This is a genomic window from Methylobacterium sp. JK268, assembly GCF_054052225.1.
On the sequence record NZ_JBSVZN010000010.1, the window covers coordinates 115,019 to 138,735 of the forward strand.

Sequence of the window (23,717 nt, forward strand, 5' to 3'; positions counted from 1 at the left end):
CGCGGCCCGCGCTCCGCAGACGGCGACGCCCGCCGCCCCGCGGCCACCCGAGACAGAAACGATGCCGCACCGCGCGTCCCGCGGATGACGGCGCGCTGGAGGAAACCCCATGACCGAGACGGACCTCAAGTCGAGAAGCGGCCTCTCGCGCCGCAGCCTCCTCACCGCGGCCGCCGCGATCCCGCTGGTCGCGGTGCGCACGCGGCCCGCGCTCGCCGCCGAGTTCACCTACAAGCTCGCCACGGGCCAGTCCCTGACGCAGCCGATCAATCCCCGCCTCGACCAAGCGACCCAGCGCATCCGCGAGGCGTCGGGCGGGCGCCTGGAGGTGAAGTTCTTCCCCGCGAGCCAGCTCGGCTCCGACACCGACCTGATCACGCAGGTCCGCTCCGGCGGGATCGAGTTCCTCAACATCGCCGGCTCGGTGATCTCGACCGTCGCGGCGGGGGCGGCGATCACCAATGTCGGCTTCGCCTTCGCGGATTACGACCAAGCCTGGCGCGGGGCGGACGGGCCGATCGGCCAGTACGTGCGGGCGCAGATCGAGAAGGCCGGACTCCTCGTCGCGGCCAAGCCCGCCGACAACAGCTTCCGGCAGATCACCTCGTCGGCGAAGCCGATCCGCACGCCCGAGGACCTCAAGGGCTACCGGATCCGCGTGCCGGTCTCGCCGATCTTCACCTCGCTGTTCTCGTCGCTCGGGGCGAACCCGACCTCGATCAACTTCAACGAGCTGTACACGGCGCTGCAGACGAAGCTCGTCGATGGCCAGGAGAACGGCCTGGTGGCGATCGAGTCCGGCAAGCTCTACGAGGTCCAGAAATACGTCTCCGAGACCAACCACATCTGGGACCCGTTCTGGATCGTGGCGAATAGGCGCGCCTTCTCCCGGCTGCCCGAGCCGCTCCAGGAGATCGTGCGGCGCGAGTTCGACCGGGCGGCGACGGAGCAGCGCGAGGACGTGGCGCGGCTGAACGGCACCCTCAAGGCCCAGCTCACCGCCAAGGGCCTCGTCTTCGAGAGCGCCGACAAGGACGCGTTCCGCCGTGCCCTCACCCAGGCCGGCTTCTATCGCGACTGGAAGGAGAAGTTCGGACCGGAGGCCTGGAAGGCCCTCGAATCCGTCACGGGAGCGCTGGCATGAGCGCGATGGTCGACCTGCCGGGCCGGGTGCAGGCGCGCCCGGCCTCCCACCCCGACTGGCTCACCCTCGCCGAGCAGGCGCTGCGCGTGACGATCGAAGTACCGGCCGCGCTGCTCGTGGCCGCGGAGGTCGCCATCCTGTTCGCCGGGATCGTGGCGCGGGCGCTCGGGCACCCGGTCATCTGGAGCGACGAACTCGCCTCGATCCTGTTCCTGTGGCTCGCGATGCTGGGCAGCGTCGTGGCGATCCTGCGCGGCGAGCACATGCGGCTCACCTTCGTGGTCGGAAAGCTGCCGCAGCGGGCGCAGGCGTGGTGCGAGGCGCTCGCGGTCGGGACGGTGTTCGTCTTCCTGGGCCTGCTGCTCCACGCGACCCTGGACTACACGGAGGACCAGTCCTTCGTGGAGACGCCGGCTTTGGGCTGGTCGGGGACGGTGCGGGCGCTGGCGGTGCCGGTCGGGTTCGCGGCCGCGCTCCTCGCCTGCTCGCTGCGCCTCGCCCGCCACGGCATCGCGGACCTCCTCGGCGTCGGGCTCGTCCTGGCGGCGCTCGCCGGGCTCCTCGCGCTGGCGGCCCCGGCGCTGACGGATCTCGGCAACGGGGCGCTCGTCGTGTTCTTCGTCGGGCTCCTCGGCCTCGGCATCCTGGCGGGCGTGCCGATCGCCTTCTCCTTCGCCCTAGCGACCTCGGCCTACCTGCTCACGGTCACCTCCACGCCGCTCACCATCGTGGTCGGGCGCATGGACGAGGGCATGAGCGGCCTCATCCTGCTCGCGATCCCGCTCTTCGTGCTGCTCGGGCAGCTCGTCGAGGCGACCGGCATGGCGCGGGTGATGGTCGCCTTCCTGGCCTCCCTGCTCGGCCACGTGCGGGCCGGCATGTCCTACGTGCTCCTCGGCGCGATGCTTCTCGTCTCCGGCATCTCCGGCTCGAAGACCGCGGACATGGCGGCGGTCGCCCCGGTGCTGTTTCCCGAGATGCGCCGGCGCGGGATGAAGGACGGCGAATTGCTCTCGCTGCTCGCGGCCTCGGGCGCGATGAGCGAGACGATCCCGCCCTCGATCGTGCTCATCGCCATCGCGTCCGTGACCGGCGTGTCGATCGCGGCCCTGTTCACCGCCGGCATCCTGCCGGCCCTCGTCCTCGCCCTGGTGCTGGCGGCCGTCGCCCGCTACCGCGCGGGCCGGGAGGAGGACGCGGTCGTGGTGGAGCGGGCGCCGGCCTCCGTGGTCGGCCGCACGCTGCTCGTGGCGCTGCCGGCCCTGCTCCTGCCCTTCCTCATCCGCACGGCGGTGGTGGAGGGCGTCGCCACGGCCACCGAGGTCTCGACCATCGGCATCGCCTACTCGCTGGTGCTCGGGCTCCTCGTCTACCGCGGCGGGCTGCGCTGGCGGACCGCCCTGCCGATGCTGGCCCGCACCGCCTCCCTGTCGGGGGCGATCCTGTTCATCGTCGGGGCGGCGAGCGCCATGGCCTGGGCGCTGACGCAGTCGGGCTTCTCGCACGACCTCGCCCACGCGATGGCGGCGGTGCCCGGGGGCAAGACCGGCTTCCTGCTGATCTCGGTGATCGCCTTCATGGTGCTCGGGAGCCTGCTCGAGGGGATCCCGGCGATCGTGCTGTTCGGGCCGCTGCTCTTCCCGATCGCCCACCAGTTCGGCATCCACGAGGTCCACTACAGCATGGTGGTGATCCTCGCGATGGGGCTCGGCCTGTTCGCGCCGCCCTTCGGGCTCTGCTACTACGCGGCCTGCATCATCGGGCAGGTCTCGCCCGAATCGGGGATGCGCCGGATCTGGATCTATCTCGGGGCGCTGTTCCTGGGCCTGCTGGTGCTGACCTTCGTGCCCTGGTTCTCGACCGGGTTCCTGTGAGGGCACCCGCCCTCAGAACGGCGTGTAGTCGCCCCCGTCGGTGATCACGTCGAGGGCGCGCTCCACCGAGGTCACGGCGTCGAGCAGCATCTGCACGGTGCGCTCGGTCTCCGGGCGCGGCCGGCCCAGCACCGCCGCGCGGGCGCCGATGTCGTGCAGCTGCTCGGCAATCGCCACGAGGTCGGAGACCATCGCGGCGGCCTCACGGGCGGACATGTCGGGCGCCGGCCGGGCGCGCAGGGGGACGACATTGCTCATCGGCCGGACTGTCGCGCAAAGCCCCGGGCCGCGCCAGCGCGGAATCCGGTCTCTCCACGGGATTCCGCGACCAGCGGCGCGGCGGCCACGGCCCCCGGGAAACCGCCGTCGGCAGGGCCGTGCCGCCTTGACCGCGCCCCGATCCCCCGCGAGGACGGCCGCTCCCCTTGCCCAGGACCGGTCGATGAAGCTCCCGTACCTCCTCGCCACCGCAGCGCTGGTCGCGCTCCTTCCCGCCTGCACCAGCCTGGAGGGCGAGCGCTCCGCCTTCAGCGACACGTTCAACACCGACAATTACCGCCGGTCGAACGACACCAACGGCACGCAGCGCCGGCCGGACGTGAACCGTGCCTTCACCCAGCCGAGCGTGCCGACCATCGGCAATCGCGGGCTCTGAGGCGGGAGGACGCCTCCCCTGCTCTTGGAGTGTCCGAGGCAGGGGGAGGAGCCCCATCGGCGCCGTCGCGGGCTGGCTGCCGACAAGCCGCTTGACGATGAGGGAGGCTGGCGACAGTGTCGCGGGCCATGATCAGGAACCGAACCTCGTGTGACCGACGCCGACGCCGCTGCACCCCGCGGCGGCTCCTCGGGCTGCGCGTCGATCAGCGGTCCTTCCGCGCGTGACGGCCTGACCCCAGGCCCTCGCGTCGGAGCGGTCCCGGCCCGCGCTCCCGAACCTCCGCAGCCCTCGGCTCCGGGGGTTTTCTTTTGCCCGAACCCCGGAAAGGACACCCCCATGAGCATTCGCGTCGGCATCGTCGGGATCAGCGGTTTCGGCGGCGGCGAGGCGTTGCGCCTGATCGCGAGCCACCCGTCCTTCGACCTCGTCTACGCCGCAGGCGAGGGCAGCGCCGGCAGCCGGCTGGTGGACCGCTTCCCGGGCGTGCCGGCCAAGCTGGCCGACCGGGTGATCGAGAAGTGGGATCCCGAGACCCTCCCGCGGCTCGACGTGCTGTTCGCATCGCTGCCCACGGGCACCTCGGCCGAGGCGCTAGCCCGCGTTCCCGGGGACGTGAAGATCGTCGATATCGGCGGCGACCACCGCTACGTCGAGGGTTGGGCTTACGGCCTCGCCGACGTCTGGCCCAGCCGGATCGTGGGGCAGACCCGCATCGCCAATCCCGGCTGCTTTCCGGCGGCGACGCTGACCGCGCTGGCGCCGCTGCTGGCCGACGGGCTGATCGCGCCGGGCAACATCGTGATCGACGCCAAGACCGGTATCTCCGGCGCCGGCCGGGGGGGCGCCGACAGCCGGTTCGGCTATGCCGAGAGCAACGAGAACCTCGTGCCCTACGGCCTGCTCAAGCACGTCCACATGCCCGAGATCGCCACGACGATCGAGCGGCTGAGCGGGGGCGATGCGGCCGGGCTGGTGTTCACGCCGCACTTGGTGCCGATGACCCGCGGCGTCCTCGCCACCATCTACGGCCGCGGACGCGCCACCACGGACCAGTGTCTGGACGCGGCGCGGCGCTTCTACGCCGGACGGGCCTTCGTCCGCGTGACCGACAGGCCGCCGCAGACCAAGTGGGCGACCGGTTCGAACCTCGCCTTCGTCAGCTACGCGGCTGATCCGGAGCGGAACCTGGTGATCGCGATGGGCGTGGTCGACAATCTCGGCAAGGGGGCGGCCGGCCAGGCGGTGCAAAACGCGAATCTGATCTGCGGCCTGCCGGAGACCGCGGGACTGGACGGCGCGCCCGTCTGGCCGTGACGGGGCCTCCGGGCCGTCATGCGGGCGCGTCGGAGGGCGATCGGCCCTTCGCGGGTCCTCACGAGGGTCGTCCCGGAGAGGATCCGTCGGCGGTCGGCGACGACGCCGGCGTTGTCACCGATCCTCGGCCGCGGCGCGCCCGTAGCCGGCCTCAACAGAAACCGGGTCGCGGGGCGGTCACGCGTCTCGCAGTTTCACACCGACCTCCCCCCTTTTCCGGGCGCATGCAGCGACATCGGAATGCGACCCGGAAACCAGCGCAAGACTCCGCGAAGCGACCGCTTGTCAGCAACGTGTCTGGAAAGCGGAGCCGCTTCGCGGCAAATTCCTGTGCTGGTTTCCGGATCTCCTTCCGCTGTCGCTGCAGTCGTCCGGAAAAGGGGCGTGTGATTCCAGGCGGTGGCGAAAACTCATACCAGATCTGCTTGCCAAACCCGTTTGATCACGCCGATCCCCCATCACTCCTTGGCCAGCGCGTCCGCGAAGGCGGCGATGCGGTTGCGGGCGTAGGTCGGCAGCCCGGCGCTGATCGAGGTGCCGGTGTTGAAGGACGAATTGCCCATCAGCACCTGCGCCGGCAGCAGGTTGCGCAGCACCGGCACCCGCTCGTACTCCTTCTTGCGGTCGAGCACGTCGGCCTTGATGCCGAGCGCCATCGTGGCCGTCACCACGGTCTTGTTCGGGTCGCCGGCCGCCGGCTGCAGCACCGCCAGGAACTTGCCGAAGCGCAGGATCTGGTTGACCCAGAAGATGTTCTGCTCGAGCGCGCCCGCCACCGGCGTGTCGAGCTTGGTGAGCGCCGCGAGCTTGCCCGCCTCCTCGGGCGGGAGCACCCGCAGCTCGCTCTGGAAGGAGACGAACTCGGCGATCTTCTTGCCGCCCTCCTCCAGCTTGTTGGCGAGCTTGACCCCGAGCGGCAGCTTGCCCTCCAGGGTGTAGCGCGACTCGATGCAGAGCGTGTCGGGCGCCTGGCACCAGGGGCGGTCGGGCCGGCGCGCGAAGGCGGCGGCCGGGTCCTTGGTCGGCGTCGCGTCGGCCGGGTCGAGGGCCCGGTGCTTGATCTGCGGGTCCATGCGGCCGAGGAAGGCCAGCGAGGCGAAGCGCTTGAGGTCGATGCGGTCGGCCGGGCGCGGCACCACGAACCGCGCCTCCGCCACGTAGACCTTCAGGGCCTCGTGCCGGGGCTTCGTCGTCCCGTTCACCGTCACCGTGTAGTCGGGCTCGACGTAGTCGGGATAGGGCGCCAGCACCGCCTTCTGCGCGGGCTGGGCGCGGCTCCACTCCACGAAGGGTGTCAGCCCGCTCTCGGGGCTCGACGGGTTGTCGCGATGATCCGTGAAGGCGATCGTGTCCGGCGCGATCGCCGCCGCGCCGAGGCCCGTGACGGACGGCACGTCCTTGGTGCGGTACTCGGCGAGGGCCGGTCCCGTCAGGGCGACGAGGAGGAACGCGGCGAGCCGGAGGCGGGCCGTGGGGCTGTGACGCACGGGTGGGACTTCCTTGCGGTTCGGGTCTGTCGGGGGCGCGGCCCCGCGTCAGTAGGTCGGGTCTTCCCCAAAGAAATAGTCGGGATCGCGGCGCCGCGGGCGGCGCACGTAGACATCGTCATCGCCGAAGGGCGAGCGGGCGGATTCGCCGGGCCAGGCCGAGTCGGGCGGGGGCGAGGGCTGCGCGCGCCGGATCGGCGGCGGGCCGCCCCCGAAGAGCTGGCGCCCGATCTCCCCGAACGGGTCGTAGCGGTCGTCCTCGGGCCGCTGCACGTCGCCGCGGCGGGCCGGGCCAAGCCCGCGCGGATCCTCGGGGTTGCCGTCGAGGGCATCGCCGTCCTGGTCCGCGTCGGGCCGCATGGCGTAGAGCGATTCCTGCGGCACGAGGCGGTACTGGGTGTCGGCGAGCCGCCCGTCCGGCTGCAGGCGGAAATGCTCCATGAAGCCGCCGCTCGCCACCCGGGTGCCGGAATGCAGGTCGATCGGCGCGTCGGCGATCAGCCGGCGCGCCTCCGGGCTCGGCGGCGCGAGCGGCGTCTTCGGCACGCCGTTCGCCCAGGCGGCCTGGAGGATCTGGGCGAAGATCGGCACCCCGAGATGGCCGCCGGTCTGGCCGCGGCCGAGGGTCCGCCGCTTGCCGTCCGCGTTGTCGTAACCGACCCAGGTAACGATGGTGATCTCGTTGGTGAAGCCCGCGAACCAGGCGTCGTTCTCGTCCTCCGAGGTGCCGGTCTTGCCAGCCACGTAGGGCGAGAAGCGGGCGAGCGCCGCGGCGGTGCCCCGCTGCGTCACCCCCTGGAGCAGGCTCTTGATCTGGTAGAAGGCGACCCGGTCCGCCGAGCCAATCCGGGCGAGCGGGCGCTCCGGGTGGGTGTAGAGGGTCGTCTCGCCCTGCGCGACGGAGTCGAGCGCGTAGGGGCTCGGCCGCTCGCCCTCGTTGGCCACCGCCGCGTAGAAGGCCGCGAGGTCGATCATCCGCACCGGCTGGGCGCCGAGCACGAACGGGTAGTAGCGCTCGCACGCCGCGTAGAGCTGCGCTTCGAGGGCGATGTCGCAGACGCGCTTGAGGCTCTGCTCCGGCTTCTCGGCGATGCCGCCGCGCAGGAGCTGGGCCGTCACCAGGTTCTTTGAGTGCTCCAGGCCGCGCCGCAGGGTGGTCGGGCCGGAGCCGCCGCCCTCGTAGTTCTTCGGCGACCAGGATTCGCCGACCCCGCCGATCGGCGGCAGGGTCACGGCCGCGTCCATCACCAGGGTGTTGGGCTGCAGCCCGGCGTTGAGCGCGGCGAGGTAGGTGAGGGGCTTCAACGTCGAGCCCGGCTGGCGGACGCTCTGGGTGACCCGGTTGAGCTGGCTCAGCGGGTAGGAGAACCCGCCCGCCATGGCGAGGATGCGCCCGGTGCGGTTCTCCAGCACCAGGGCCGCCCCCTGCACCTGCGGCCGCACGCGCAAGTCGGCCCGCGGGGCGCCCTTGCCCTCGCGCAGGGCCACCCGCACCACGTCGTAGGGGGCGAGCCGGCCGCGCGCCTGCCCGGGATTAAGGCTGGCGATCCGCCCGTCCGCGAGGCCCACCCGGGGCATGCCGCCCCGTCCGCCGGTGTCGAGCACCACGGCGAGCGGCCAGTGCACGTCGTAGAGGGGCGGGCGGGCGGCGTCGAGGGCGCGCTGCCAGGCGGGCTTCGGCCCGGCGGGCTTGGCCGCGAGTTTCGGCGCCGCCTTGACGGTCCTCTTGGCCGCCCCGCGGGCCGGAGCCGGGGCCGGGGCCGGGGCCGGGGCCGCGGCGGGCGCGGGTTCCGCGGGGGCGTCGGGCCGCGCCTTCGCGTCCGCCGCCTCGATGCGCTTGACCGCCTCCGCGAGGTTCATCTCCGGCCCCTCGAAGCGGGCGCGGCCGGTCGCGGCCTCGTAGCGGGCCAGGCTCTCCTGCAGGATCGATTCGGTGGCGGCCTGGAGCCCGGCATTGAGGGTGGTGCGGATCGTGTAGGATCCGGCGGTGAGCGACTCGAGGCCGGCGAGCGAGCGGGCTTCGCGGCCGAGATGGTCGACGTAGTAGAAGCCCGCCTCCTGGCGGGTGCGCTCCAGGGGTACGAGGCCGAGGTCGCTCTTGAGCGCCGCATTCATCGCGGCCTCGTCGATCACGCCCTCCTCCTTCATGCGCGAGAGGACGTAGGCCCGCCGCTCGCGGGCGCGGTCCGGGTACTTGTCCGGGCTGTAGAAGTTCGGGCCCTTCGGCATGCCCGCGAGCAGGGCCGCCTCCGGCACCGTCAGGTCCTTGACCGACTTGCCGAAATAGCTGCGCGCGGCCATCTCGACCCCGTAGGCGCCGCGGCCCAGATAGATCCCGTTGAGGTAGAGGCCGAGGATCTCGGGCTTGGTCATTACCTGCTCGGCGCGCACCGCCACGATCATCTCGCGGATCTTGCGCTCGTAGGTGACGTCGTCGCCGACCGAGAGGTTCTTCACCACCTGCTGGGTGATGGTCGAGCCGCCGGCCGGGCGGCCCGGCGCCGCGAGGTTGCCGATGAAGGCCCGGATCACCCCGCGCTCGTCGATGCCCTTGTGGGTCTCGAAGCGCTTGTCCTCGGCGGCGATGAAGGCCTTCTGGACCATCGCCGGCACCTGGGTGATCGGCACGTTCACCCGCCGGCCGTTGGGCTCGGCGGTCTCGGAGAAGCGGTTGCCCCGGCCGTCCAGGATGGTGCTGACGCCCGGCAGCTTCAGGGTCTTGAGGGCGGCGGCGTCGGGCAGGCCCTCCACCGCCTTGTCGTAGAACTCGATCACGGCCCGCGCCTCGAAAGGCGAGTTTTGCGGGTCCTCGTTCTTGCAGAACTGCTTGTAGGCGGTGTTGAGCTCGCCGATGTCGAGGCCGTGCAGGATCTTGGTGTCGCCCGCGATCGCCTTCGGGTCCTCCATGGCGGTGGAGATCAGGTCGTCGAGGTTGATGTCCTCGATGTCGAAGGCCTTCCGCATGTGGGCGCAGCCGTCGCGCAGCAGGCGCACCACCTCCGGCCCGTCCGTGGCGGCGTCGAAATGCGTGCGGATCGCGTCGGGCCGGGTCGTGGCCTGGCTCAGCGTCAGCGCGGTGGCGAAGAGCTTGATGAGGATCGCGTTCATGGACCTTGGCGCCCGGCCGGAAGGCTGCCGCGGCAGGAGAGGGCCGGGGACCTGAAGGGGACGTGTACAACGCGGCCCTTTTAAGGTCGGACGGTGCGGAACCGGGAGCATTCCCTGCCGTTCGAGGGCAGGAACGCCGCCCGCCCGCCAACCGAGAGGGGCTCGCGATGGCCGATCTCGCCCGACGGCGCGCCGCCTACGCGGCCGAGGTGGCGGCGCGCGCGCGCACCCGCGACCCCGCCCTGATCCGCGCCTTCGCGACGGTGCCCCGCGAGACCTTCTGCGGCCCCGGACCCTGGCGGGTGATGGGCGAGGCGGGGCCGGAGATCGTGCCGGCGGAGGATCCGGCCGGGCTCTCCCGCGACGTGCTGGTGGCCCTGCGGCCGCAGGACGGGATCAACAACGGCGAGCCGAGCCTGCACGCGCTCGCGCTCGCGGCGGCGGCCCCGCGCCCGGGCGAGCGGGTGGTGCAGGTGGGAGCGGGCGGCGGCTACTACACGGCGATCCTCGCCGAGCTCGTCGGTCCTGGCGGCCGCGTCGACGCCTACGAGGTCGATCCGGCCCTGGCCGCGATGGCCGCCGCGGCGCTCGCGCCCTACCGCCAGGTGGCGGTCCATGCCCGCTCGGGCGCCGAGGGCCCGCTGCCGGAGGCGGACCTGGTCGCGGTCCATGCCGGGGCGACCGCGCCTCTCGCGGCCTGGCTCGACGCGCTGTCGGAGACCGGCCGCCTGATCCTGCCGCTGACGCCCGACCGGAGCTGGGGCGGGCTCCTGCTCGCGCGCCGCCTCGGGCCGGGCCGGCCCGCGGAGGTTCTGGAGGCGCGCTTCCTCGCGCGCATCCTGTTCGTGCCCTGTCTCGGCGCGCGCGACCCCGAGGAGGCGCAGCGGCTCGCGGCGGCCTTCGCAGGGGGCGGCATGGAGCGGGTGCGCAGCCTGCGCCGCGGCCCGGTGCCGGACGCGGATGCCTGGGCGGCGGGGGAGGGGTGGTGGCTGTCGGAGCGGGCGGCGGGTGCCCCGTGAGGGGCGCCGTCAGCGGTGCGGGTGGCCTCCCGCCGCCGCGGTTGCCTGCGGGCCGAAGGTCTCGGGCAGCCCGATCCGCACGTTCTGCATCATCCCCTGGTCCTCGTGGTCGAGGATGTGGCAGTGCAGGACGTACTCGCCGATGTAGCGCTCGTAGCGGGTGCGCATCACCACCTCGTAATCCTGCTTGGTGAAGATCGTGTCCTTCCAGACGCCGCGCAGGTCGAGGAATTGCGGGTCGCCGTTCTCGATCCGCAGGCGCTCCGCGTCGGGGATGAAGGCCCAGTGGGTCATGGCCTCGTAGCCGTCGAGGAGGCCCGCGGCGGCGAGGAGGAGCGCCCCCTCGCAGACCGAGGCGACCAGCCGCGCCTGAGGGGCGGTGCCGCGCAGGTCGTCGAGGGAGGTCCGGTCCGGCCCGCTCATCAGGCGCCGCAGGGCCTCCGGCGCGCCGCCGGGCACCCACAGGACCACAGGACGTCGAGATGCGGCACCGCCCCGAAGGCGTCGTGCGGCCGGAACCGGAACCCGTCCCGCGTGGTGACCTCGTCGATCGTGGCGCCGAGCACGCGGACCTGCGCGTCGACGCCGTTGCTCGCCAGCCACCCGAACATTTCGAGGGGGCCGGTGACGTCGAGCAGGTCGACGCCCTCGTAGACGGGGATGCCGATCAGCATCGCGGCTCCTCCTGCGGCTTCGGCCCCTGTCAGGGCGTCAGGCTGGCGCTCTCGAAGGTGACGTCGGTGATCTCGCCCGCACGCTCCGCCCCGATCGTGGTGACCGTCACGGTGATCGAGCCGCCGTCCCAGAGGCCACGCGCCTGCTGGGCGGCCAGGATCGCACCGACGTCGTAGCGCAGCTCGGTCCGTCCCGCGGCGTCGTGGGACCCGTGATCCGCGCCGTCCCCTTGGGTCATCGGCTGGCCCATGGCGAGGTCGACGTTGAAGAAGTTGAGCGTAGCGACGGAGTAGGGACCGTTGAGCTGAGGCTCCGCATCCTTGGGCAGGTTCAGGAACACGCTGAGGGGGGCGGGCGGTCGCCGCACCAGCCTCAGGCCCGAGAGGGCCAGGGTGGTGGGCCCGCCCGTGCGGGGCGCGCCGTCGCGCAGGTTCGGCGTCGCGGCCCCCGCCTCGGGGGCTAGCGGATTCACAGAACGCGAAAAATACAAACAGGGTAGATACTTACGTCGACACACGAGGGTTCCCGGGTATGGCGTGGGGAACCCCTCTCCCGTGCGGGAGAGGGGATCCCGCGGGTCTCCTCGGTTCGGTTCAAGCGACTGTGAAAGAAGAGCTTTTTCATGTCGATAGGCGAAGTGTGAACACGCTAGGCCTCGGGGGTGAGCGTCACGGTCGCCCCGCCGGCCCCGACCGCGAATCCCGTCCTGCGCATCGCCGCCTCCACGATCGCGGGCACGGCGTTGGCCGCCAGCACGAGGTCCTGCCGGGCGACCCGGACCGCCGCCGGCTTGGCCAACGTGCCGTAGACGTAGTCGAGCTTGGCCGTGTCGATCGCGCTGCCGAACTCGACTTGGAAGAGCTTGCCCGTCTCATCCACGAACCACGCCGTCCGCCCCTTCCAGGTGCTCTCGCTCGGCTGGGTGTCCGTGCCGCCCCAGTTGTACGAGCTGCCGGGCAGCGCCTCCCAGGAGGCGTAGAGCCTCACCGTCCTTTCCCCGGGGCCGGAGGCGAGGTTCGGGCGGGTGCGCGCCGCCTGCGCGACGGCCTGTCCCGCGCCGGCGACAGCCCCGCCGCGATGCCCGTCGCGATCACGTCGCGCCGCGTCGTCGTGGTATCCATTCGATCCATCCTGGCGGCCCAGCCGGCAGCAGTGATTGCGTGGGATTGATGTCTTGAGAAAAGCTCATGCCGTGGTTATTTAACTTCGTTGCATGCAATCTTCATAAAAATGCAGTGGCTGTTATAGTATAAAATACAAAAATGAGACTTAATTTGTAATATTAGTCAAAAAACCGCGATGCAAAACGGATTATGAAAAAAATTCTTTTCCCGGTCTGGCCTTCATGACGCGGATATTTTGGCTGGATCGAGTCCTCTCCCGGCCCGAAGATTTTGACAACGGCGGATCTGAACTGCCGGCCGGATTTTCGTACTGGGCGGAGGTGGGGCGGGACCGGAGGCGCGGACGGCGCGGCGGGCGCGGGTTCGGCACGGTGTCCTGCGCCGCCAACTCGGCTAAAAGACCGGGAGCGACCTCCACCGCCAGGACCCTCATGCCGAGCACGCCCCGCGCCGCCATCATCCCGGTCACGCCCTTCCAGCAGAACTGCACCCTGCTGTGGTGCGACGCCACGAAGCGGGCCGCGGTGGTCGATCCGGGCGGCGACCTCGACCGAATCCTCGCGGCGGTGGAGAAGGCCGGCGTCACCGTGGAGAAGATCCTCCTCACCCACGGCCATATCGACCATGCGGGCGGGGCCGCGGAGCTGCGCGAGCGCCTCGGCGTCGCCATCGAGGGGCCGCACGCGGCCGACAAGCCGCTCCTCGACGCGCTCCCCGGGACCGGCGCCGCCTACGGCATCGCGGGCGCCCGGGCCGTCACCCCGGACCGCTGGCTCGCCGAGGGCGACACGGTCACGGTCGGCGACCTGACCTTCGACGTGCTGCACTGCCCCGGCCACTCCCCCGGCAGCGTCGTGCTGGTGAGCCGCGACGCCCGCTTCGCGCAGGTCGGCGACGTCCTGTTCCGCGGCTCGGTCGGCCGCACCGACCTACCGGGGGGCGACCACGACGCCCTCATCGCCGCGATCAAGACCAAGCTCCTGCCCCTCGGCGACGACGTCGCCTTCATTCCCGGCCACGGCCCGACGAGCACGATCGGCCAGGAGCGCCTCTCGAACCCCTTCCTGCAGTGAGAGCATTCCCCATGGACCTGCGCCCCCTCGGCCGCTCGGGCCTCTCCGTCCCGCCGCTCTGCTTCGGCGGCAACGTGTTCGGCTGGACCGCCGACGAGCCGACCTCCTTCGCGCTGCTCGACCGGCTCCTCGACCAGGGCTTCACCTTCATCGACACGGCGGACGTCTATTCCCGCTGGGCGCCCGGCCACGCGGGCGGCGAATCGGAGACCATCATCGGCCGCTGGCTCAAAGCGCGGGGCGGCCGCGACCGGATGGTGATCGCCACAAAGGTCGGCATGGACATGGGCGAGGGCAGGAACGGCCTGAAGGCCGCCTATATCCAGCGCGCGGTGGAGGATTCCCTGCGCCGCCTGCAGACCGACCGGATCGACCTCTACCAGTCCCACCAGGACGATCCGGAGACGCCGATCGAGGAGACGCTCGGCGCCTACGACCGCCTGATCCGCGCCGGCAAGGTGCGGGCGATCGGCGCCTCGAATGTCACCGCCCCGCGGCTGCGGGAGGCCCTCGACGTCGCCGCGCGCACCGGCCTGCCGCGCTACGAGTGCCTGCAGCCCGAGTACAGCCTCGCCGCGCGCGGCTACGAGGCGGAGCTGGAGCCGCTCTGCCGCCGGGAAGGGATCGGGGTGATCTCCTACTTCTCCCTCGCGGCGGGGTTCCTAACGGGCAAGTACCGGGAGGCCGGCGCCGCGGCGGGCCGCGCCCGGGAGGCCCGCGTGGCCCCCTACCTGACGCCGAAGGGCTTCGCGCTGCTCGACGCGCTCGACGCGGTGGCGCGGGAGCACGGCGCCACCCCCGCCCAGGTCGCCATCGCCTGGCTGGTCGCCCGGCCGGGCCTCACGGCCCCGATCGCCAGCGCCACCTCCCTGCCGCAGCTGGAGGAACTGATGGCGGGCGCCCGCCTCACCCTCGATCCGGACGCGGTCGCGCGCCTCGACGCGGCGAGCCGCGGCGGCCTGACGGGTTAAGTTTCCGCGCCCTTAACCCGAAGCTGCGATTTCTCGTCCGGGCGCCCCTGCGGCGCCCGAATCCCGTGCAATCTCAAGGCGGAATGCTTATCTAAGCATCCGAGAGAATTGTTGCGGCGGCGCCATTCCGCCGGCGTCCCACGCCCCCGGCGCCCGCCCGATCAGGAACCGACATGGCCGAACCCGCCCGCGATCTGACCCCCGACACCTACGGCGCCGATTCCATCAAGGTCCTCAAGGGCCTCGACGCGGTGCGCAAGCGGCCCGGCATGTATATCGGCGACACCGACGACGGGTCGGGCCTGCACCACATGGTCTACGAGGTGGTCGACAACGCCATCGACGAGGCGCTGGCCGGCCACGCCACGCTCGTCACCGTCACCCTCAACCCGGACGGCTCCTGCACGGTCACGGATAACGGCCGCGGCATCCCCACCGACATCCACCCGGAGGAGGGGGTCTCGGCGGCCGAGGTCATCATGACCCAGCTCCACGCGGGGGGGAAGTTCGACCAGAACTCCTACAAGGTCTCGGGCGGCCTGCACGGCGTCGGCGTCTCGGTGGTCAACGCCCTGTCGACCTGGCTGCGCCTGCGCATCTGGCGCGGCGGTCAGGAATTCGCGATGGAGTTCCGCAACGGCGACGCGGCGGCGCCGCTCGCGGCGGTCGGCCCGGCGGGCAACAAGCGCGGCACGGAAGTCACCTTCCTGCCCTCGCCCGAGACCTTCACGATGGTCGAGTTCGATTTCGCGACGCTGGAGAAGCGCCTGCGCGAACTGGCTTTCCTGAATTCCGGGGTGCGCATCGTGCTCACCGACGCCCGCCACGCCGAGCACAAGCGGGAGGAACTGGTCTACGACGGCGGCGTCGAGGCCTTCGTGCGCTACCTCGACCGTGCCAAGACGGCGCTGATCGCGGCGCCGATCGTCCTGCGCCAGGAGCGCGACGGCATCGGCGTCGAGGTCGCCCTGTGGTGGAACGACACCTACCACGAGAACGTGCTCTGCTTCACCAACAACATCCCGCAGCGGGACGGCGGCACGCACCTCGCGGGGTTCCGGGCGGCGCTGACCCGGCAGGTCAACGGCTACGCGGAATCGAGCGGCGTCGCCAAGCGGGAGAAGGTCACCCTCACCGGCGAGGATTGCCGCGAGGGCCTGACCGCCGTGGTCTCGGTGAAGGTGCCGGACCCGAAATTCTCGTCGCAGACGAAGGACAAGCTCGTCTCCTCGGAGGTGCGCCCGGCGGTCGAGGGGGTGCTGAACGAGACCCTCGGCAACTGGCTCGAGGAGCACCCGAACGAGGCCAAGACCATCGCCGCCAAGGTGGCGCTCGCCGCCGCCGCGCGGGAGGCGGCCCGCAAGGCGCGGGACCTCACCACCCGCAAGGGCGCCCTCGACATCGCCTCCCTGCCGGGCAAGCTCGCGGATTGCCAGGAGCGCGACCCGTCGAAATGCGAGATCCTGCTCGTCGAGGGTGATTCGGCGGGCGGCTCGGCCAAGCAGGGCCGCGACCGCACCTTCCAGGCGGTGCTGCCGCTGCGCGGCAAGATCCTCAACGTCGAGCGCGCCCGCCTCGACAAGATGCTGTCGAGCCAGGAGATCGGCACGCTGATCACGGCGCTCGGCACCGGCATCGGCCGCGACGGCAACCACGCCTTCAACCCGGACAAGCTGCGCTACCACCGCATCATCATCATGACCGATGCGGACGTGGACGGCTCGCACATCCGCACGCTGCTGCTGACGTTCTTCTTCCGCCAGATGCCGGAACTGATCGAGCGCGGGCATCTCTACATCGCCCAGCCGCCCCTCTACAAAGCCTCGAAGGGGCGCTCGCACCTCTACCTCAAGGACGAGCGGGCGCTGGAGGATTACCTGATCGACGGCGGCATCGAGGGCGCGTCCCTGCGGCTGGCCACCGGCGTCGCCTTCGCCGGGGCGCAGCTCAAGGCGCTGGTCGACGAGGCCCGGAGCGTGCGCGCGATCCTGCACGGCCTCCACACCCGCTACGACCGCGCGGTGGTCGAGCAGGCGGTGATCGCCGGTGCGCTGCGCCCGGCCGTCGCCGAGAACCGGGCGGAGGCCGAGGTGGTGGCCGACGAGATCGCCCGCCGCCTCAACACGATCGCGGACGAGATCGAGCGCGGCTGGGAGGGCGAGGCGAAGGACGGCGGCTACGTGCTGTCGCGGACCCTGCGCGGCGTGCGCCAGGTGGCCGTGCTCGACGAGGCGCTGGTGCACTCGCAGGAGGCGCGCCGCCTGGACGAGCGCGCCGAGGCCCTGCGCCAGATCTACGACGCGCCGGCCACCCTCGAGCGCAAGGGCGACGAGACGCTCCTGCACGGGCCGGTGGCCCTGTTCGAGACCATGATGGCGCTCGGCCGCAAGGGCCTGCAGCTCCAGCGCTACAAGGGCCTCGGCGAGATGACCGCCCAGCAGCTCTGGGAGACCACCCTCGACCGCGACGTGCGCTCGCTGCTGCAGGTCAAGGTCAAGGACACGACCGACGCCGACGACCTCTTCGTCAAGCTGATGGGCGACGTGGTCGAGCCGCGCCGCGAGTTCATCCAGGAGAACGCGCTGAACGTGGCGAATCTCGACGTCTGAGACGGGATCCGGTCTGCCTATACCCAAAACAGCTCTAGTTTAACCCAATTGGGCTTGAACCGGAGCTGTTTTTCACCCAAAACCCTCGTCTGATAGCTGGTTTGCACCCATATCGATCAGGACCTCGTCCGATGGCCGGCTGCTGAGCGGCTCACCACCGAGTTGCAGAACAACAGCCTCCACAGCAGAGGGGCGCCCAACTCGTCACTACATGACTTGCGTTCAGAGCGCCACATCTGGCCGACCCGGCGGGGCTCCTGCCGGCTTGTAAGGAGCGCCACGTCTGGGGGTCGCCAGGAGTTCGCGCGGTACGTGGCCGTAGGTGTCCCAGCCAGAACATGGCCGAGGCTTGCTGGTGATCCGTTGACGAGGCGGCTCGGCACCATTCCAAACCCGCTCCGCTGAAAGGGGAGCGGGACTGGAATGCCTTCACGGCCGGGGGGTACGCCGGACGCAAGCTGAGGCATCCTGCTCGTTTTCCCGGGTGCGGACACACGCCGCACCTCATGGTGCCTGTCCGAGCCGCCTCATGTAAGCCGCGTGGCCATCGCCGTGCTCGCTCAACGTCGTGACCACGAACGTCCTCACCGTGAGCGCGCACCAGCGGTCGAGAGCTTCGTTCGCATCCTTGGGCGGCAGCGCCGATAAGGGGCGAACCTCCTCGCGCGCGGCATCGCGCGCGGCCTGCGCGGCTCGGAAGAACAGACGCTCGGCCTCCTCCGCGGAATTGGACGAGAACACTTCCTGCTTCAAGTGCATGGCGTAGGCAAACAGCAGGCCCTTGGCGTCCTCGGTCGAAGGCAGGAACCCCGGGTTCCGGGTCGCGCAGAGGGTGCCAAGTTGGTGCGCGAGGAGACCGGGAACGAGCAGGTCAACACGAGGGTCCGGTGCGGGCGCCATACTCCCTTGTGCAAGCAAGACGAGGCCTGAGAGGCTTGCCTGCAACGTACCGGACATCGGAGGCTCCCTGATAACGACTGGATCGTCGCGCTCGGTGCGATCCGACGCTACACCTGCGGTCGCGCGAAGACCACGGACGGGTACGGTGGTCCGGCCAGCCGCCGAGAGGGGCATTGCACCCAGAGCGGACGAGGTGGAATGGACGTCGCGGTGGAAAGGGTTGGAGCAGGGGAGGGCGCCCGTGGTCCGTCGGGATACCCGTGAGCTAGGCGATCAGCATTCACCACCCGCCATATCCGGTTGCGCAAGCACTTCCAGAAGACGTCCCCCATGAGGCAGGCCACGGCCGTATTCGGCTGCAACGCGCTCAAGCTCGGACCGGAGTGCCGTCAGCAGGGCGATTCGCCGGTCCGCCTGGTCCCTGTGGTGCAGGGCCAACCTGGCGGCTTCTTCGGGCGGGTTGCTCTGCCCTGTCCCTAGTTCGAGGAGTTCTCGGATTGCATCAACCTCGAACCCAAGCTCTCTGGCCCGTCGGATAAATCTCAACCGGACAACATCGTCCTCAGTGTAGCGCCTCTGCTGGCCCTCAGTTCGAGCCGGAGCCGAAACGAGGTGGTTCTGCTCATAGTACCTTATCGTAGGTATCCGCACGCCCGAGCGTCGCGACAGTTCGCCGATTGAGATCGCCACCCGAAGGCCTCTTCCACTCCCGATCCTAGGAACCTTAGCGTATGCGGGGAGCGGAGAACATGGTCCGCGCTCGCCCACTTGCCGTGTCTGCCTTGTACCCTTACCCCGTAACGGTACATGCGTGCCTCAAAGCGGATGCCGTTGAAACAGTCGCCGTCGTCTTGCGGCAGGTGCGCCTCGGGCCGACGTCGCTGGCGGCGTCGACCGGAACGGTTTCTATGACGATGACCCTATTCCTTGGTGCGCGCCGATGGATTGCCAGGCGTGGTTTCGAGCGGACTTATCCCGTCCTGATGCAGGACACAGCCTGCACCGAGCCCCTTATCGCCGCCCTCGCTCCCGCGTCCGGCGAGCGCATCCTCTATGTAAGGGGTACGCAGGCCGAACCCGTGCTCGCGCTCGCCAGGAGGTTTCCCGGAACCGCGTTTGTTGGCTTGGAAGCGGATGCGGAGCGCGCCGCCGTGATGCGGGCCGATGCGGTGGCGGCTGGCCTTGCGAACGTAAAGGCGTTCGCGTGCGAGGCCCACGGTCGCATGCCGTTCCCTCCCGCTTCCTTCGACAAGGCGGCTTTGGTGATGGCTCTGCATTCCGAACCACCGGAAGGAAAGCTTCGGATCACGCGCGAGTTGTTGCGCGTCCTTCGGCGGCAAGGAAGCCTGTTCGCCTCCGACCTGGATGCGGCGCGTGGGCTGCAGGAGGGCGCCTTGCTCAAGGTCGCGACCATGATGTTCGGCGAGGCGCATCTCCGGCCGCACACAGACGGAACGTGGCCCGACATCCTTTCCGAGGCTGGCTTCGCGCGGGTGAAGCGCCTTGGCTCGCGTTCGGTCCTTGTCGCACGAGTAGGCGTCGTCCGGGCATCGAGGCGCTGAGACGCCGCCGCGGACCCGGGCACTTGCCCCTTGCCGGCGGAGGCATGCGCGTCTGCCGACCGCGAGGCCGCGCGCATGCGCTCGGGCCGTAACGCCGAATTTCCCTCACGAGTTGCCCGCGGCCCTGGCAGGCGCCTGCCAGACCTTGCTCGCCGTCCCGCTCTCCGGTCAGACGATCCTGCCGATGAGATTGCCGATCTCGTCGGCCAGGCGCTGCCGCTCCTCCAGCGAGAGGTCGCTCGCGACGGAGGCTTGCACCAATCCGTGCATGTGGTCGCGGATCATGTCGGACTGCACGCGTCGCAGCGCGGCGATGATGGCGTCGATCTGGTGCGCGACGTCGACGCAGTAGCGCTCCGTCTCGATCATCTGCTGGATGCCACGCACCTGCCCCTCGATGCGACGCAGCCGGGGGAGTTGCTGCTTGTGGTCGACCTTGATCCCACCGTGGTCCTTTTCGGAACCCGACATGCTGCCTTGCGCCTCCGGTGGGACGGGCGGCCGCCGGCCCAGGATGTTGGAACCATACCCGGTAGGGGTATGTTTTCTCGTCGTGTACCCGCTCCACCCGAGCAGGTCCGCGCACTCATACTAAGGCTTGGCCGAACTCCCAACAATGCGAGCGACACAATGAACCAGATGAGCCCGGACATGCAGGCGTGCATCGACGAGTGCCTGCGGTGCTACCAGACCTGCCTCGGCATGGCATCCAACCACTGCCTGCCCGCCGGTGGGAGGCACGTCGAGCCGGAGCACCTCCGCCTGATGCTCGCCTGCGCCGAGATGTGCCGCACCTCGGCGCACTTCATGCTCCTCGGCACGGGCCACCATAGGCACACCTGCCGCGAGTGCGCCGACGTGTGTGAGGATTGCGCACGGAGCTGCGAGCAGGTCGGCGATATGCAGCACTGCGTTGACCAGTGCCGGCGCTGCGCCGAAAGCTGCCGAAAGATGGCGGCCTGAACCGCTCGTTCGGGGCGGTTCAGGCCGCATCCGCCAGGCCGCCTGATACGGTGCGAGGCATCCTTTCGCGGTTGATGGGCTTGGAGCAGCACGTGCTCGACCAGGCCTATGTGAGGCTGCTGACGCTGGTATCGCTCAGGCAGGCGAGCAAGGTCGTCGAGAGGGAGGCGCGGGCCGTGAACATCCACATCAACCTGGACGACATCGAGAGCGTGCGTGAGCATTCCCAGCGCAAGGCGCGGGATGCGATGATCGACCTGGTCGGGGATCAGATCGCCGCGAAATTCGACATGTCGCCGAAGGCCGCGAGGGCGCGCCTGGCGGATCTTCAGGGGCTCTTTGGAGGAAGGCGTCCTGGCGGCGACCCTTCGCGAAGATGGCTGTGACGACGCGATGCTCGTCGAGCGGTTCGGGCATCTCCCCAAGCTGATAGGAAAGGGCTCGTGGCGGTCCTTGCTGCCGAGCCGTGACGGACACGTCGATGCCCCTCGTCGCGACCACGAGGCGGCGTTGCCGGAATCCCCGGTCGAGCGCGTCGTCTACGAGGCCGGTGTGGCCACGAAGCGTCAGGCGGAAATGGGCTGACGCCCAAGGCTGAGGCTGCACTACGGTCAGCCCGACCACGTAGACCCCTACCCTAAAACCTGGCTCTTTCGGGCGGGGCGTGCTTCCGATGGGACGGCGTTGTCGGTCACCGGCCTTGAAGCGGTTTGATCAGCATGTCCCAATAGAGTTCCGCGGCGCCCTCGTGGGTGAGCTTCCGCTTGTCGTCGCGCCCGTAGCTCTGCATCCCCATCGAGCGCAGGAACATGCCCTGGTCATCCGCCTCGACGCTGATGCTCTCGTTGAAGCCGTTGCTCTCGACGCGGTCGCTGGACGAGTAGGTGATCCCGCGGCCCATCATGCCGCCGAGGACCACGGCGCAGCGTGAAACCGCCTTCCCGTCCCGATAGACCACCGCGGTGAAGCGGTTGGCATCGACGCGCCGGAAGGTCGTCTGGATGCCTTCGTTGCGCTCCTGCAGTTCGGCGAGCGAGTTCTCGAAGAGCTTGGCCATGAAGTCGTAGGCATCGTCGAGGTAGCGATCGCGGTCGACCTCGGTGAAGGTCTTCTTCAGTCGGAGGTTGCTCGACCGGGGGCCGGCAACTGAGACCGCGGCCTGCTGGGGTGCAGCTGGGGCCGGAGATGCCTTGGAAGAGGCGGGCCTTGGAGAGGACTGCGGCAGAGATTGGCGGAGGCGCTGGACGATGTCGAGGAACGCCTCGTCGAGGTCGGGCCAGCGGGTGACCGCCAAGCCGTCGCGGGGGAAGGCCAGGAGCTTGCCAAACGGCATCGGGTGCCAGTCGCAGGGCCGCAGGATCACCGGGATGACCCGGGCCTCGCCGCTCTCGTGCCGCTCCATCGCCCGTGTCATCTCGACGTCGTGGCAGTAGTTCGAGGCGATGAAGTCGGGCGAGACGAGCAGCAGGATCACGTCGGCGCGTTCGAGCTCGGCCCGCACGCCCTTGTCGAAGTCGTCGCCGCCCCGCAGCCGGCGGTCGTGCCACGCGTCGATCAGGCCCTGCCGCTTCATGGTCGTCAGGGCGACCTCCAGCCGGTCGCGAAGCTCCTCGTCCTTGTGCGAGTATGAGAAGAATACCGTGGCCATGAGCCCTCCCTGGCCACCATGTGGGTCTTCGGCGGCCAGGGTGCCAGCGGCACTCAGTACAGGGAGGGCTCGTCCTTCGCCCAGGCGATGGTGATGACCCCGTTGCCCTCCGTCACCGGCACCCCGGTCATCTCGCGCAGCGTGTCGACGATGCCGTCGAGCGCGGCCTTTCCGACCCTGCCTAGCCTGAGCGTCATGGATGGCTTCTTCGCCTCGGCCGCGTGGATGGCCTCCTGCAGGATCGAGCCGATGACCGTCTGGACGAGGTCGACGCCGGCATCCCTGCCGAACACCGTGATGCCCTCGAAGATGCGGTGGGTGTGGTCGTCGTACTGGGTCTGGGAGTTCGTTTTGGCGATGGCCTCCTTGTAGGCGGCCTGGACGTCGGACTTGAACTTCTCGGGGTTCATCGGGCTGTCATCCCAACCGTTGGCGTGGCGGTCATATGGGGTGCGAACCCATGGGACATGACCCGTTCATGCGATAAGGCCGCTACGGGGGTGACGTGCTTATGGGGCGCACGGCGTCGGACTTCGCGCGCTCATGGGGTGCGAGCCGGCCAGCCGGGGTGCCCTCGGTCCGCACCGCCGGCGCCCCGGCGAAGTGGATGGGCAAAGCGCGGCCGGAGGCCGTCCCGGCGGCCCTCCACGAGGCAGGCTAGCCGGTAGTCGTCGCGGCCTTGCAATCCGCTTGGCGCATGCGATCACCTGACGCAGCTCAACCCATTGGCGCCGTAAGCTGGGAGGGGTGCCCGATGAAGGCTGCAAACCAAGACCGCGTCGTTCTGCTCGGGCTGGACGGCACCCCGTGGGCCGTTGCCCTGGGTCGCGATGCCAAGGCCGAGCATGAGCACGGCTGCCTCGGGCTCCTGGATTGGCTCGGTATCGGAGACGAAGCCATCACCGTCGCGGACGTGTGCTGCCGCCCCCGGCCGACGGGGCCGGACTGGGCACTCTGCGAGCCGGACGACCCGCGGGCCGCGACCGTTCTCGGCCTGAACAGCGCGGAGGCGGGGATCTGGCGGACCAAGCGCCATGCCCTCAAGCCCAAACACGTCCAATCGGACGGGGACGCGTTCTACGGCGCGTGCCAGGAGGACGACGCCCTCGTGACCGCCTGGGATGACCGGAGCGCGGCGCTGGCCGCCTTCCGCCCCGTGGACCGCAAGCTCGTGAGGGATATCGCCGAGGCTGTCCGGACCGGCCGGCTGGTGGCGTTCGACGGGGGGGCGGTCGGGCCCATCCTGGTGCTCGCGGACCGCATCTCGCCCGACGTGTTCTGCCAGGCTATCGCGGAAGCGGCCCTTGTCGTCGGATTCGACGACGACGGCTCGGGCATCGCCTACGCGGAGCGCTCGGTCCGGAGCCTGGAGACGTGCACCGTGCCGCAAAGCTGGCCGTGACTTCCCCGGCGCGGGGCGAGGCTTTCGGGACCGGGGCCGGATGGCCGCCGTCGGAGGCTTGGCGATCCGACCGCTCGGCGGACCGCGCTCCGGCTCCGCGCGCTTGTGGCCGTCCATCATCCTGCGATCATCGCCCCGGCGAGACCGGGCGGTGCTGGGGCCAGGTTGCCGTGTCCCGGGAGCCGG

Annotated in this window: 24 protein-coding genes and 2 pseudogenes; 13 read left to right on the forward strand and 13 right to left on the reverse strand. The window is 70.2% G+C overall.

The window, feature by feature from the left end:
- Nucleotides 1-109 precede the first annotated feature (109 nt).
- Together ACW9J6_RS12860 and ACW9J6_RS12865 are read left to right on the forward strand one after the other, a co-directional pair.
- Nucleotides 110-1,144 (forward strand): TRAP transporter substrate-binding protein, encoded by a 1,035-nt coding sequence (locus tag ACW9J6_RS12860; protein ID WP_457116875.1) that lies wholly within the window; start codon nucleotides 110-112, stop codon nucleotides 1,142-1,144.
- Nucleotides 1,141-3,018: a TRAP transporter large permease gene (locus ACW9J6_RS12865; RefSeq protein WP_457116876.1), complete on the forward strand. Its 1,878-nt coding sequence runs from the start codon at nucleotides 1,141-1,143 to the stop codon at nucleotides 3,016-3,018. Before ACW9J6_RS12860 ends, ACW9J6_RS12865 begins: the two co-directional genes overlap by 4 nt.
- A 12-nt stretch (nucleotides 3,019-3,030) precedes the next feature.
- On the opposite strand, the gene ACW9J6_RS12870 is transcribed toward ACW9J6_RS12865, so the two are convergent.
- Nucleotides 3,031-3,276, reverse strand: coding sequence for a hypothetical protein (locus tag ACW9J6_RS12870; protein WP_457116877.1), 246 nt, complete (start codon nucleotides 3,274-3,276; stop codon nucleotides 3,031-3,033).
- 184 nt (nucleotides 3,277-3,460) lie between these two features.
- Here ACW9J6_RS12870 and ACW9J6_RS12875 point away from each other — a divergent pair, with 184 nt between their 5' ends.
- Both ACW9J6_RS12875 and argC read left to right on the forward strand, forming a co-directional pair.
- A complete protein-coding gene (locus ACW9J6_RS12875) occupies nucleotides 3,461-3,673 on the forward strand; it encodes a hypothetical protein (protein WP_457116878.1) in 213 nt (70 codons plus the stop codon).
- 339 nt (nucleotides 3,674-4,012) lie between these two features.
- Nucleotides 4,013-4,990 (forward strand): N-acetyl-gamma-glutamyl-phosphate reductase, encoded by a 978-nt coding sequence (argC, locus tag ACW9J6_RS12880; RefSeq protein WP_457116879.1) that lies wholly within the window; start codon nucleotides 4,013-4,015, stop codon nucleotides 4,988-4,990.
- A gap of 458 nt (nucleotides 4,991-5,448) precedes the next feature.
- On the opposite strand, the gene ACW9J6_RS12885 is transcribed toward argC, so the two are convergent.
- Together ACW9J6_RS12885 and ACW9J6_RS12890 are read right to left on the reverse strand one after the other, a co-directional pair.
- The gene (locus ACW9J6_RS12885; RefSeq protein ID WP_457116880.1) at nucleotides 5,449-6,477 is read right to left on the reverse strand and encodes a hypothetical protein; all 1,029 of its coding nucleotides are present in this window, start codon (nucleotides 6,475-6,477) and stop codon (nucleotides 5,449-5,451) included.
- Between the two features lie 48 nt (nucleotides 6,478-6,525).
- Entirely contained in the window at nucleotides 6,526-9,585 is a 3,060-nt protein-coding gene (locus ACW9J6_RS12890; RefSeq protein ID WP_457116881.1) for a penicillin-binding protein 1A, read from the reverse strand.
- Nucleotides 9,586-9,752: 167 nt separating this feature from the next.
- Here ACW9J6_RS12890 and ACW9J6_RS12895 point away from each other — a divergent pair, with 167 nt between their 5' ends.
- On the forward strand, nucleotides 9,753-10,604 hold the full coding sequence (locus tag ACW9J6_RS12895; protein ID WP_457116882.1) for a protein-L-isoaspartate O-methyltransferase family protein: 852 nt from the start codon (nucleotides 9,753-9,755) through the stop codon (nucleotides 10,602-10,604).
- Between the two features lie 9 nt (nucleotides 10,605-10,613).
- Here ACW9J6_RS12895 and ACW9J6_RS12900 read toward each other — a convergent pair.
- The 5 genes and pseudogenes from ACW9J6_RS12900 to ACW9J6_RS12920 form a co-directional block, all read right to left on the reverse strand.
- Nucleotides 10,614-10,853, reverse strand: a pseudogene (locus tag ACW9J6_RS12900) (multicopper oxidase domain-containing protein); the annotation flags it as partial.
- Nucleotides 10,854-11,027: pseudogene (locus ACW9J6_RS12905) on the reverse strand (hypothetical protein); the annotation flags it as partial.
- Nucleotides 11,027-11,278, reverse strand: coding sequence for a hypothetical protein (locus ACW9J6_RS12910; protein ID WP_457116883.1), 252 nt, complete (start codon nucleotides 11,276-11,278; stop codon nucleotides 11,027-11,029). The pseudogene ACW9J6_RS12905 and the gene ACW9J6_RS12910, both read right to left, overlap by 1 nt.
- 29 nt (nucleotides 11,279-11,307) lie before the next feature.
- Nucleotides 11,308-11,751 (reverse strand): hypothetical protein, encoded by a 444-nt coding sequence (locus ACW9J6_RS12915; RefSeq protein ID WP_457116884.1) that lies wholly within the window; start codon nucleotides 11,749-11,751, stop codon nucleotides 11,308-11,310.
- Nucleotides 11,752-11,927: 176 nt separating this feature from the next.
- Entirely contained in the window at nucleotides 11,928-12,266 is a 339-nt protein-coding gene (locus tag ACW9J6_RS12920; RefSeq protein WP_457116885.1) for a hypothetical protein, read from the reverse strand.
- A gap of 568 nt (nucleotides 12,267-12,834) precedes the next feature.
- Here ACW9J6_RS12920 and ACW9J6_RS12925 point away from each other — a divergent pair.
- From ACW9J6_RS12925 to gyrB, 3 genes are all read left to right on the forward strand, one after another.
- Nucleotides 12,835-13,476 (forward strand): MBL fold metallo-hydrolase, encoded by a 642-nt coding sequence (locus tag ACW9J6_RS12925; protein WP_457116886.1) that lies wholly within the window; start codon nucleotides 12,835-12,837, stop codon nucleotides 13,474-13,476.
- Nucleotides 13,477-13,487: 11 nt separating this feature from the next.
- On the forward strand, nucleotides 13,488-14,447 hold the full coding sequence (locus tag ACW9J6_RS12930) for an aldo/keto reductase (protein WP_457116887.1): 960 nt from the start codon (nucleotides 13,488-13,490) through the stop codon (nucleotides 14,445-14,447).
- Nucleotides 14,448-14,620: 173 nt separating this feature from the next.
- Nucleotides 14,621-17,056 (forward strand): DNA topoisomerase (ATP-hydrolyzing) subunit B, encoded by a 2,436-nt coding sequence (gyrB, locus tag ACW9J6_RS12935; protein WP_457116888.1) that lies wholly within the window; start codon nucleotides 14,621-14,623, stop codon nucleotides 17,054-17,056.
- A gap of 504 nt (nucleotides 17,057-17,560) precedes the next feature.
- On the opposite strand, the gene ACW9J6_RS12940 is transcribed toward gyrB, so the two are convergent.
- Complete coding sequence (locus tag ACW9J6_RS12940; protein ID WP_457116889.1) at nucleotides 17,561-18,013, reverse strand: hypothetical protein; 453 nt, start codon at nucleotides 18,011-18,013, stop codon at nucleotides 17,561-17,563.
- A 216-nt stretch (nucleotides 18,014-18,229) separates the two neighbouring features.
- Nucleotides 18,230-18,724 carry a MerR family transcriptional regulator gene (locus tag ACW9J6_RS12945; protein ID WP_457116890.1) on the reverse strand — a complete coding sequence of 165 codons (495 nt, stop codon included), beginning with the start codon at nucleotides 18,722-18,724 and terminating at the stop codon, nucleotides 18,230-18,232.
- A 140-nt stretch (nucleotides 18,725-18,864) separates the two neighbouring features.
- Here ACW9J6_RS12945 and ACW9J6_RS12950 point away from each other — a divergent pair, with 140 nt between their 5' ends.
- Nucleotides 18,865-19,518: a methyltransferase domain-containing protein gene (locus tag ACW9J6_RS12950; protein WP_457116891.1), complete on the forward strand. Its 654-nt coding sequence runs from the start codon at nucleotides 18,865-18,867 to the stop codon at nucleotides 19,516-19,518.
- A gap of 168 nt (nucleotides 19,519-19,686) precedes the next feature.
- On the opposite strand, the gene ACW9J6_RS12955 is transcribed toward ACW9J6_RS12950, so the two are convergent.
- A complete protein-coding gene (locus tag ACW9J6_RS12955) occupies nucleotides 19,687-19,989 on the reverse strand; it encodes a metal-sensitive transcriptional regulator (RefSeq protein WP_457116892.1) in 303 nt (100 codons plus the stop codon).
- A 159-nt stretch (nucleotides 19,990-20,148) separates the two neighbouring features.
- On the opposite strand from ACW9J6_RS12955, the gene ACW9J6_RS12960 reads away from it, so the two are divergent.
- From ACW9J6_RS12960 to ACW9J6_RS12970, 3 genes are all read left to right on the forward strand, one after another.
- Nucleotides 20,149-20,481 carry a four-helix bundle copper-binding protein gene (locus ACW9J6_RS12960; protein WP_457116893.1) on the forward strand — a complete coding sequence of 111 codons (333 nt, stop codon included), beginning with the start codon at nucleotides 20,149-20,151 and terminating at the stop codon, nucleotides 20,479-20,481.
- A 92-nt stretch (nucleotides 20,482-20,573) separates the two neighbouring features.
- Nucleotides 20,574-20,867: a hypothetical protein gene (locus ACW9J6_RS12965; RefSeq protein WP_457116894.1), complete on the forward strand. Its 294-nt coding sequence runs from the start codon at nucleotides 20,574-20,576 to the stop codon at nucleotides 20,865-20,867.
- Between the two features lie 7 nt (nucleotides 20,868-20,874).
- Nucleotides 20,875-21,066 (forward strand): hypothetical protein, encoded by a 192-nt coding sequence (locus ACW9J6_RS12970; RefSeq protein ID WP_457116895.1) that lies wholly within the window; start codon nucleotides 20,875-20,877, stop codon nucleotides 21,064-21,066.
- A gap of 106 nt (nucleotides 21,067-21,172) precedes the next feature.
- Here ACW9J6_RS12970 and ACW9J6_RS12975 read toward each other — a convergent pair whose 3' ends face one another.
- Both ACW9J6_RS12975 and ACW9J6_RS12980 read right to left on the reverse strand, forming a co-directional pair.
- The gene (locus tag ACW9J6_RS12975) at nucleotides 21,173-22,129 is read right to left on the reverse strand and encodes a toll/interleukin-1 receptor domain-containing protein (RefSeq protein WP_457116896.1); all 957 of its coding nucleotides are present in this window, start codon (nucleotides 22,127-22,129) and stop codon (nucleotides 21,173-21,175) included.
- A gap of 53 nt (nucleotides 22,130-22,182) precedes the next feature.
- Complete coding sequence (locus ACW9J6_RS12980) at nucleotides 22,183-22,539, reverse strand: hypothetical protein (RefSeq protein WP_457116897.1); 357 nt, start codon at nucleotides 22,537-22,539, stop codon at nucleotides 22,183-22,185.
- A gap of 344 nt (nucleotides 22,540-22,883) precedes the next feature.
- On the opposite strand from ACW9J6_RS12980, the gene ACW9J6_RS12985 reads away from it, so the two are divergent.
- Complete coding sequence (locus tag ACW9J6_RS12985; protein ID WP_457116898.1) at nucleotides 22,884-23,531, forward strand: hypothetical protein; 648 nt, start codon at nucleotides 22,884-22,886, stop codon at nucleotides 23,529-23,531.
- Nucleotides 23,532-23,717: the final 186 nt, after the last annotated feature.

Excerpts from the sequence above, each read along its gene's own strand:
- ACW9J6_RS12890 (WP_457116881.1), bottom strand. The coding sequence starts at position 9,585 with ATGAACGCGATCCTCATCAAGCTCTTCGCCACCGCGCTGACGCTGAGC.
- argC (WP_457116879.1), top strand. The coding sequence starts at position 4,013 with ATGAGCATTCGCGTCGGCATCGTCGGGATCAGCGGTTTCGGCGGCGGC.
- ACW9J6_RS12985 (WP_457116898.1), top strand. The coding sequence starts at position 22,884 with ATGAAGGCTGCAAACCAAGACCGCGTCGTTCTGCTCGGGCTGGACGGC.
- ACW9J6_RS12910 (WP_457116883.1), bottom strand. The coding sequence starts at position 11,278 with ATGCTGATCGGCATCCCCGTCTACGAGGGCGTCGACCTGCTCGACGTC.
- ACW9J6_RS12980 (WP_457116897.1), bottom strand. The coding sequence starts at position 22,539 with ATGAACCCCGAGAAGTTCAAGTCCGACGTCCAGGCCGCCTACAAGGAG.
- ACW9J6_RS12865 (WP_457116876.1), top strand. The coding sequence starts at position 1,141 with ATGAGCGCGATGGTCGACCTGCCGGGCCGGGTGCAGGCGCGCCCGGCC.
- ACW9J6_RS12895 (WP_457116882.1), top strand. The coding sequence starts at position 9,753 with ATGGCCGATCTCGCCCGACGGCGCGCCGCCTACGCGGCCGAGGTGGCG.
- ACW9J6_RS12950 (WP_457116891.1), top strand. The coding sequence starts at position 18,865 with ATGACGATGACCCTATTCCTTGGTGCGCGCCGATGGATTGCCAGGCGT.
- ACW9J6_RS12925 (WP_457116886.1), top strand. The coding sequence starts at position 12,835 with ATGCCGAGCACGCCCCGCGCCGCCATCATCCCGGTCACGCCCTTCCAG.
- gyrB (WP_457116888.1), top strand. The coding sequence starts at position 14,621 with ATGGCCGAACCCGCCCGCGATCTGACCCCCGACACCTACGGCGCCGAT.
- ACW9J6_RS12940 (WP_457116889.1), bottom strand. The coding sequence starts at position 18,013 with ATGTCCGGTACGTTGCAGGCAAGCCTCTCAGGCCTCGTCTTGCTTGCA.
- ACW9J6_RS12870 (WP_457116877.1), bottom strand. The coding sequence starts at position 3,276 with ATGAGCAATGTCGTCCCCCTGCGCGCCCGGCCGGCGCCCGACATGTCC.
- ACW9J6_RS12860 (WP_457116875.1), top strand. The coding sequence starts at position 110 with ATGACCGAGACGGACCTCAAGTCGAGAAGCGGCCTCTCGCGCCGCAGC.
- ACW9J6_RS12975 (WP_457116896.1), bottom strand. The coding sequence starts at position 22,129 with ATGGCCACGGTATTCTTCTCATACTCGCACAAGGACGAGGAGCTTCGC.
- ACW9J6_RS12960 (WP_457116893.1), top strand. The coding sequence starts at position 20,149 with ATGAACCAGATGAGCCCGGACATGCAGGCGTGCATCGACGAGTGCCTG.
- ACW9J6_RS12970 (WP_457116895.1), top strand. The coding sequence starts at position 20,875 with ATGCTCGTCGAGCGGTTCGGGCATCTCCCCAAGCTGATAGGAAAGGGC.
- ACW9J6_RS12955 (WP_457116892.1), bottom strand. The coding sequence starts at position 19,989 with ATGTCGGGTTCCGAAAAGGACCACGGTGGGATCAAGGTCGACCACAAG.
- ACW9J6_RS12930 (WP_457116887.1), top strand. The coding sequence starts at position 13,488 with ATGGACCTGCGCCCCCTCGGCCGCTCGGGCCTCTCCGTCCCGCCGCTC.
- ACW9J6_RS12875 (WP_457116878.1), top strand. The coding sequence starts at position 3,461 with ATGAAGCTCCCGTACCTCCTCGCCACCGCAGCGCTGGTCGCGCTCCTT.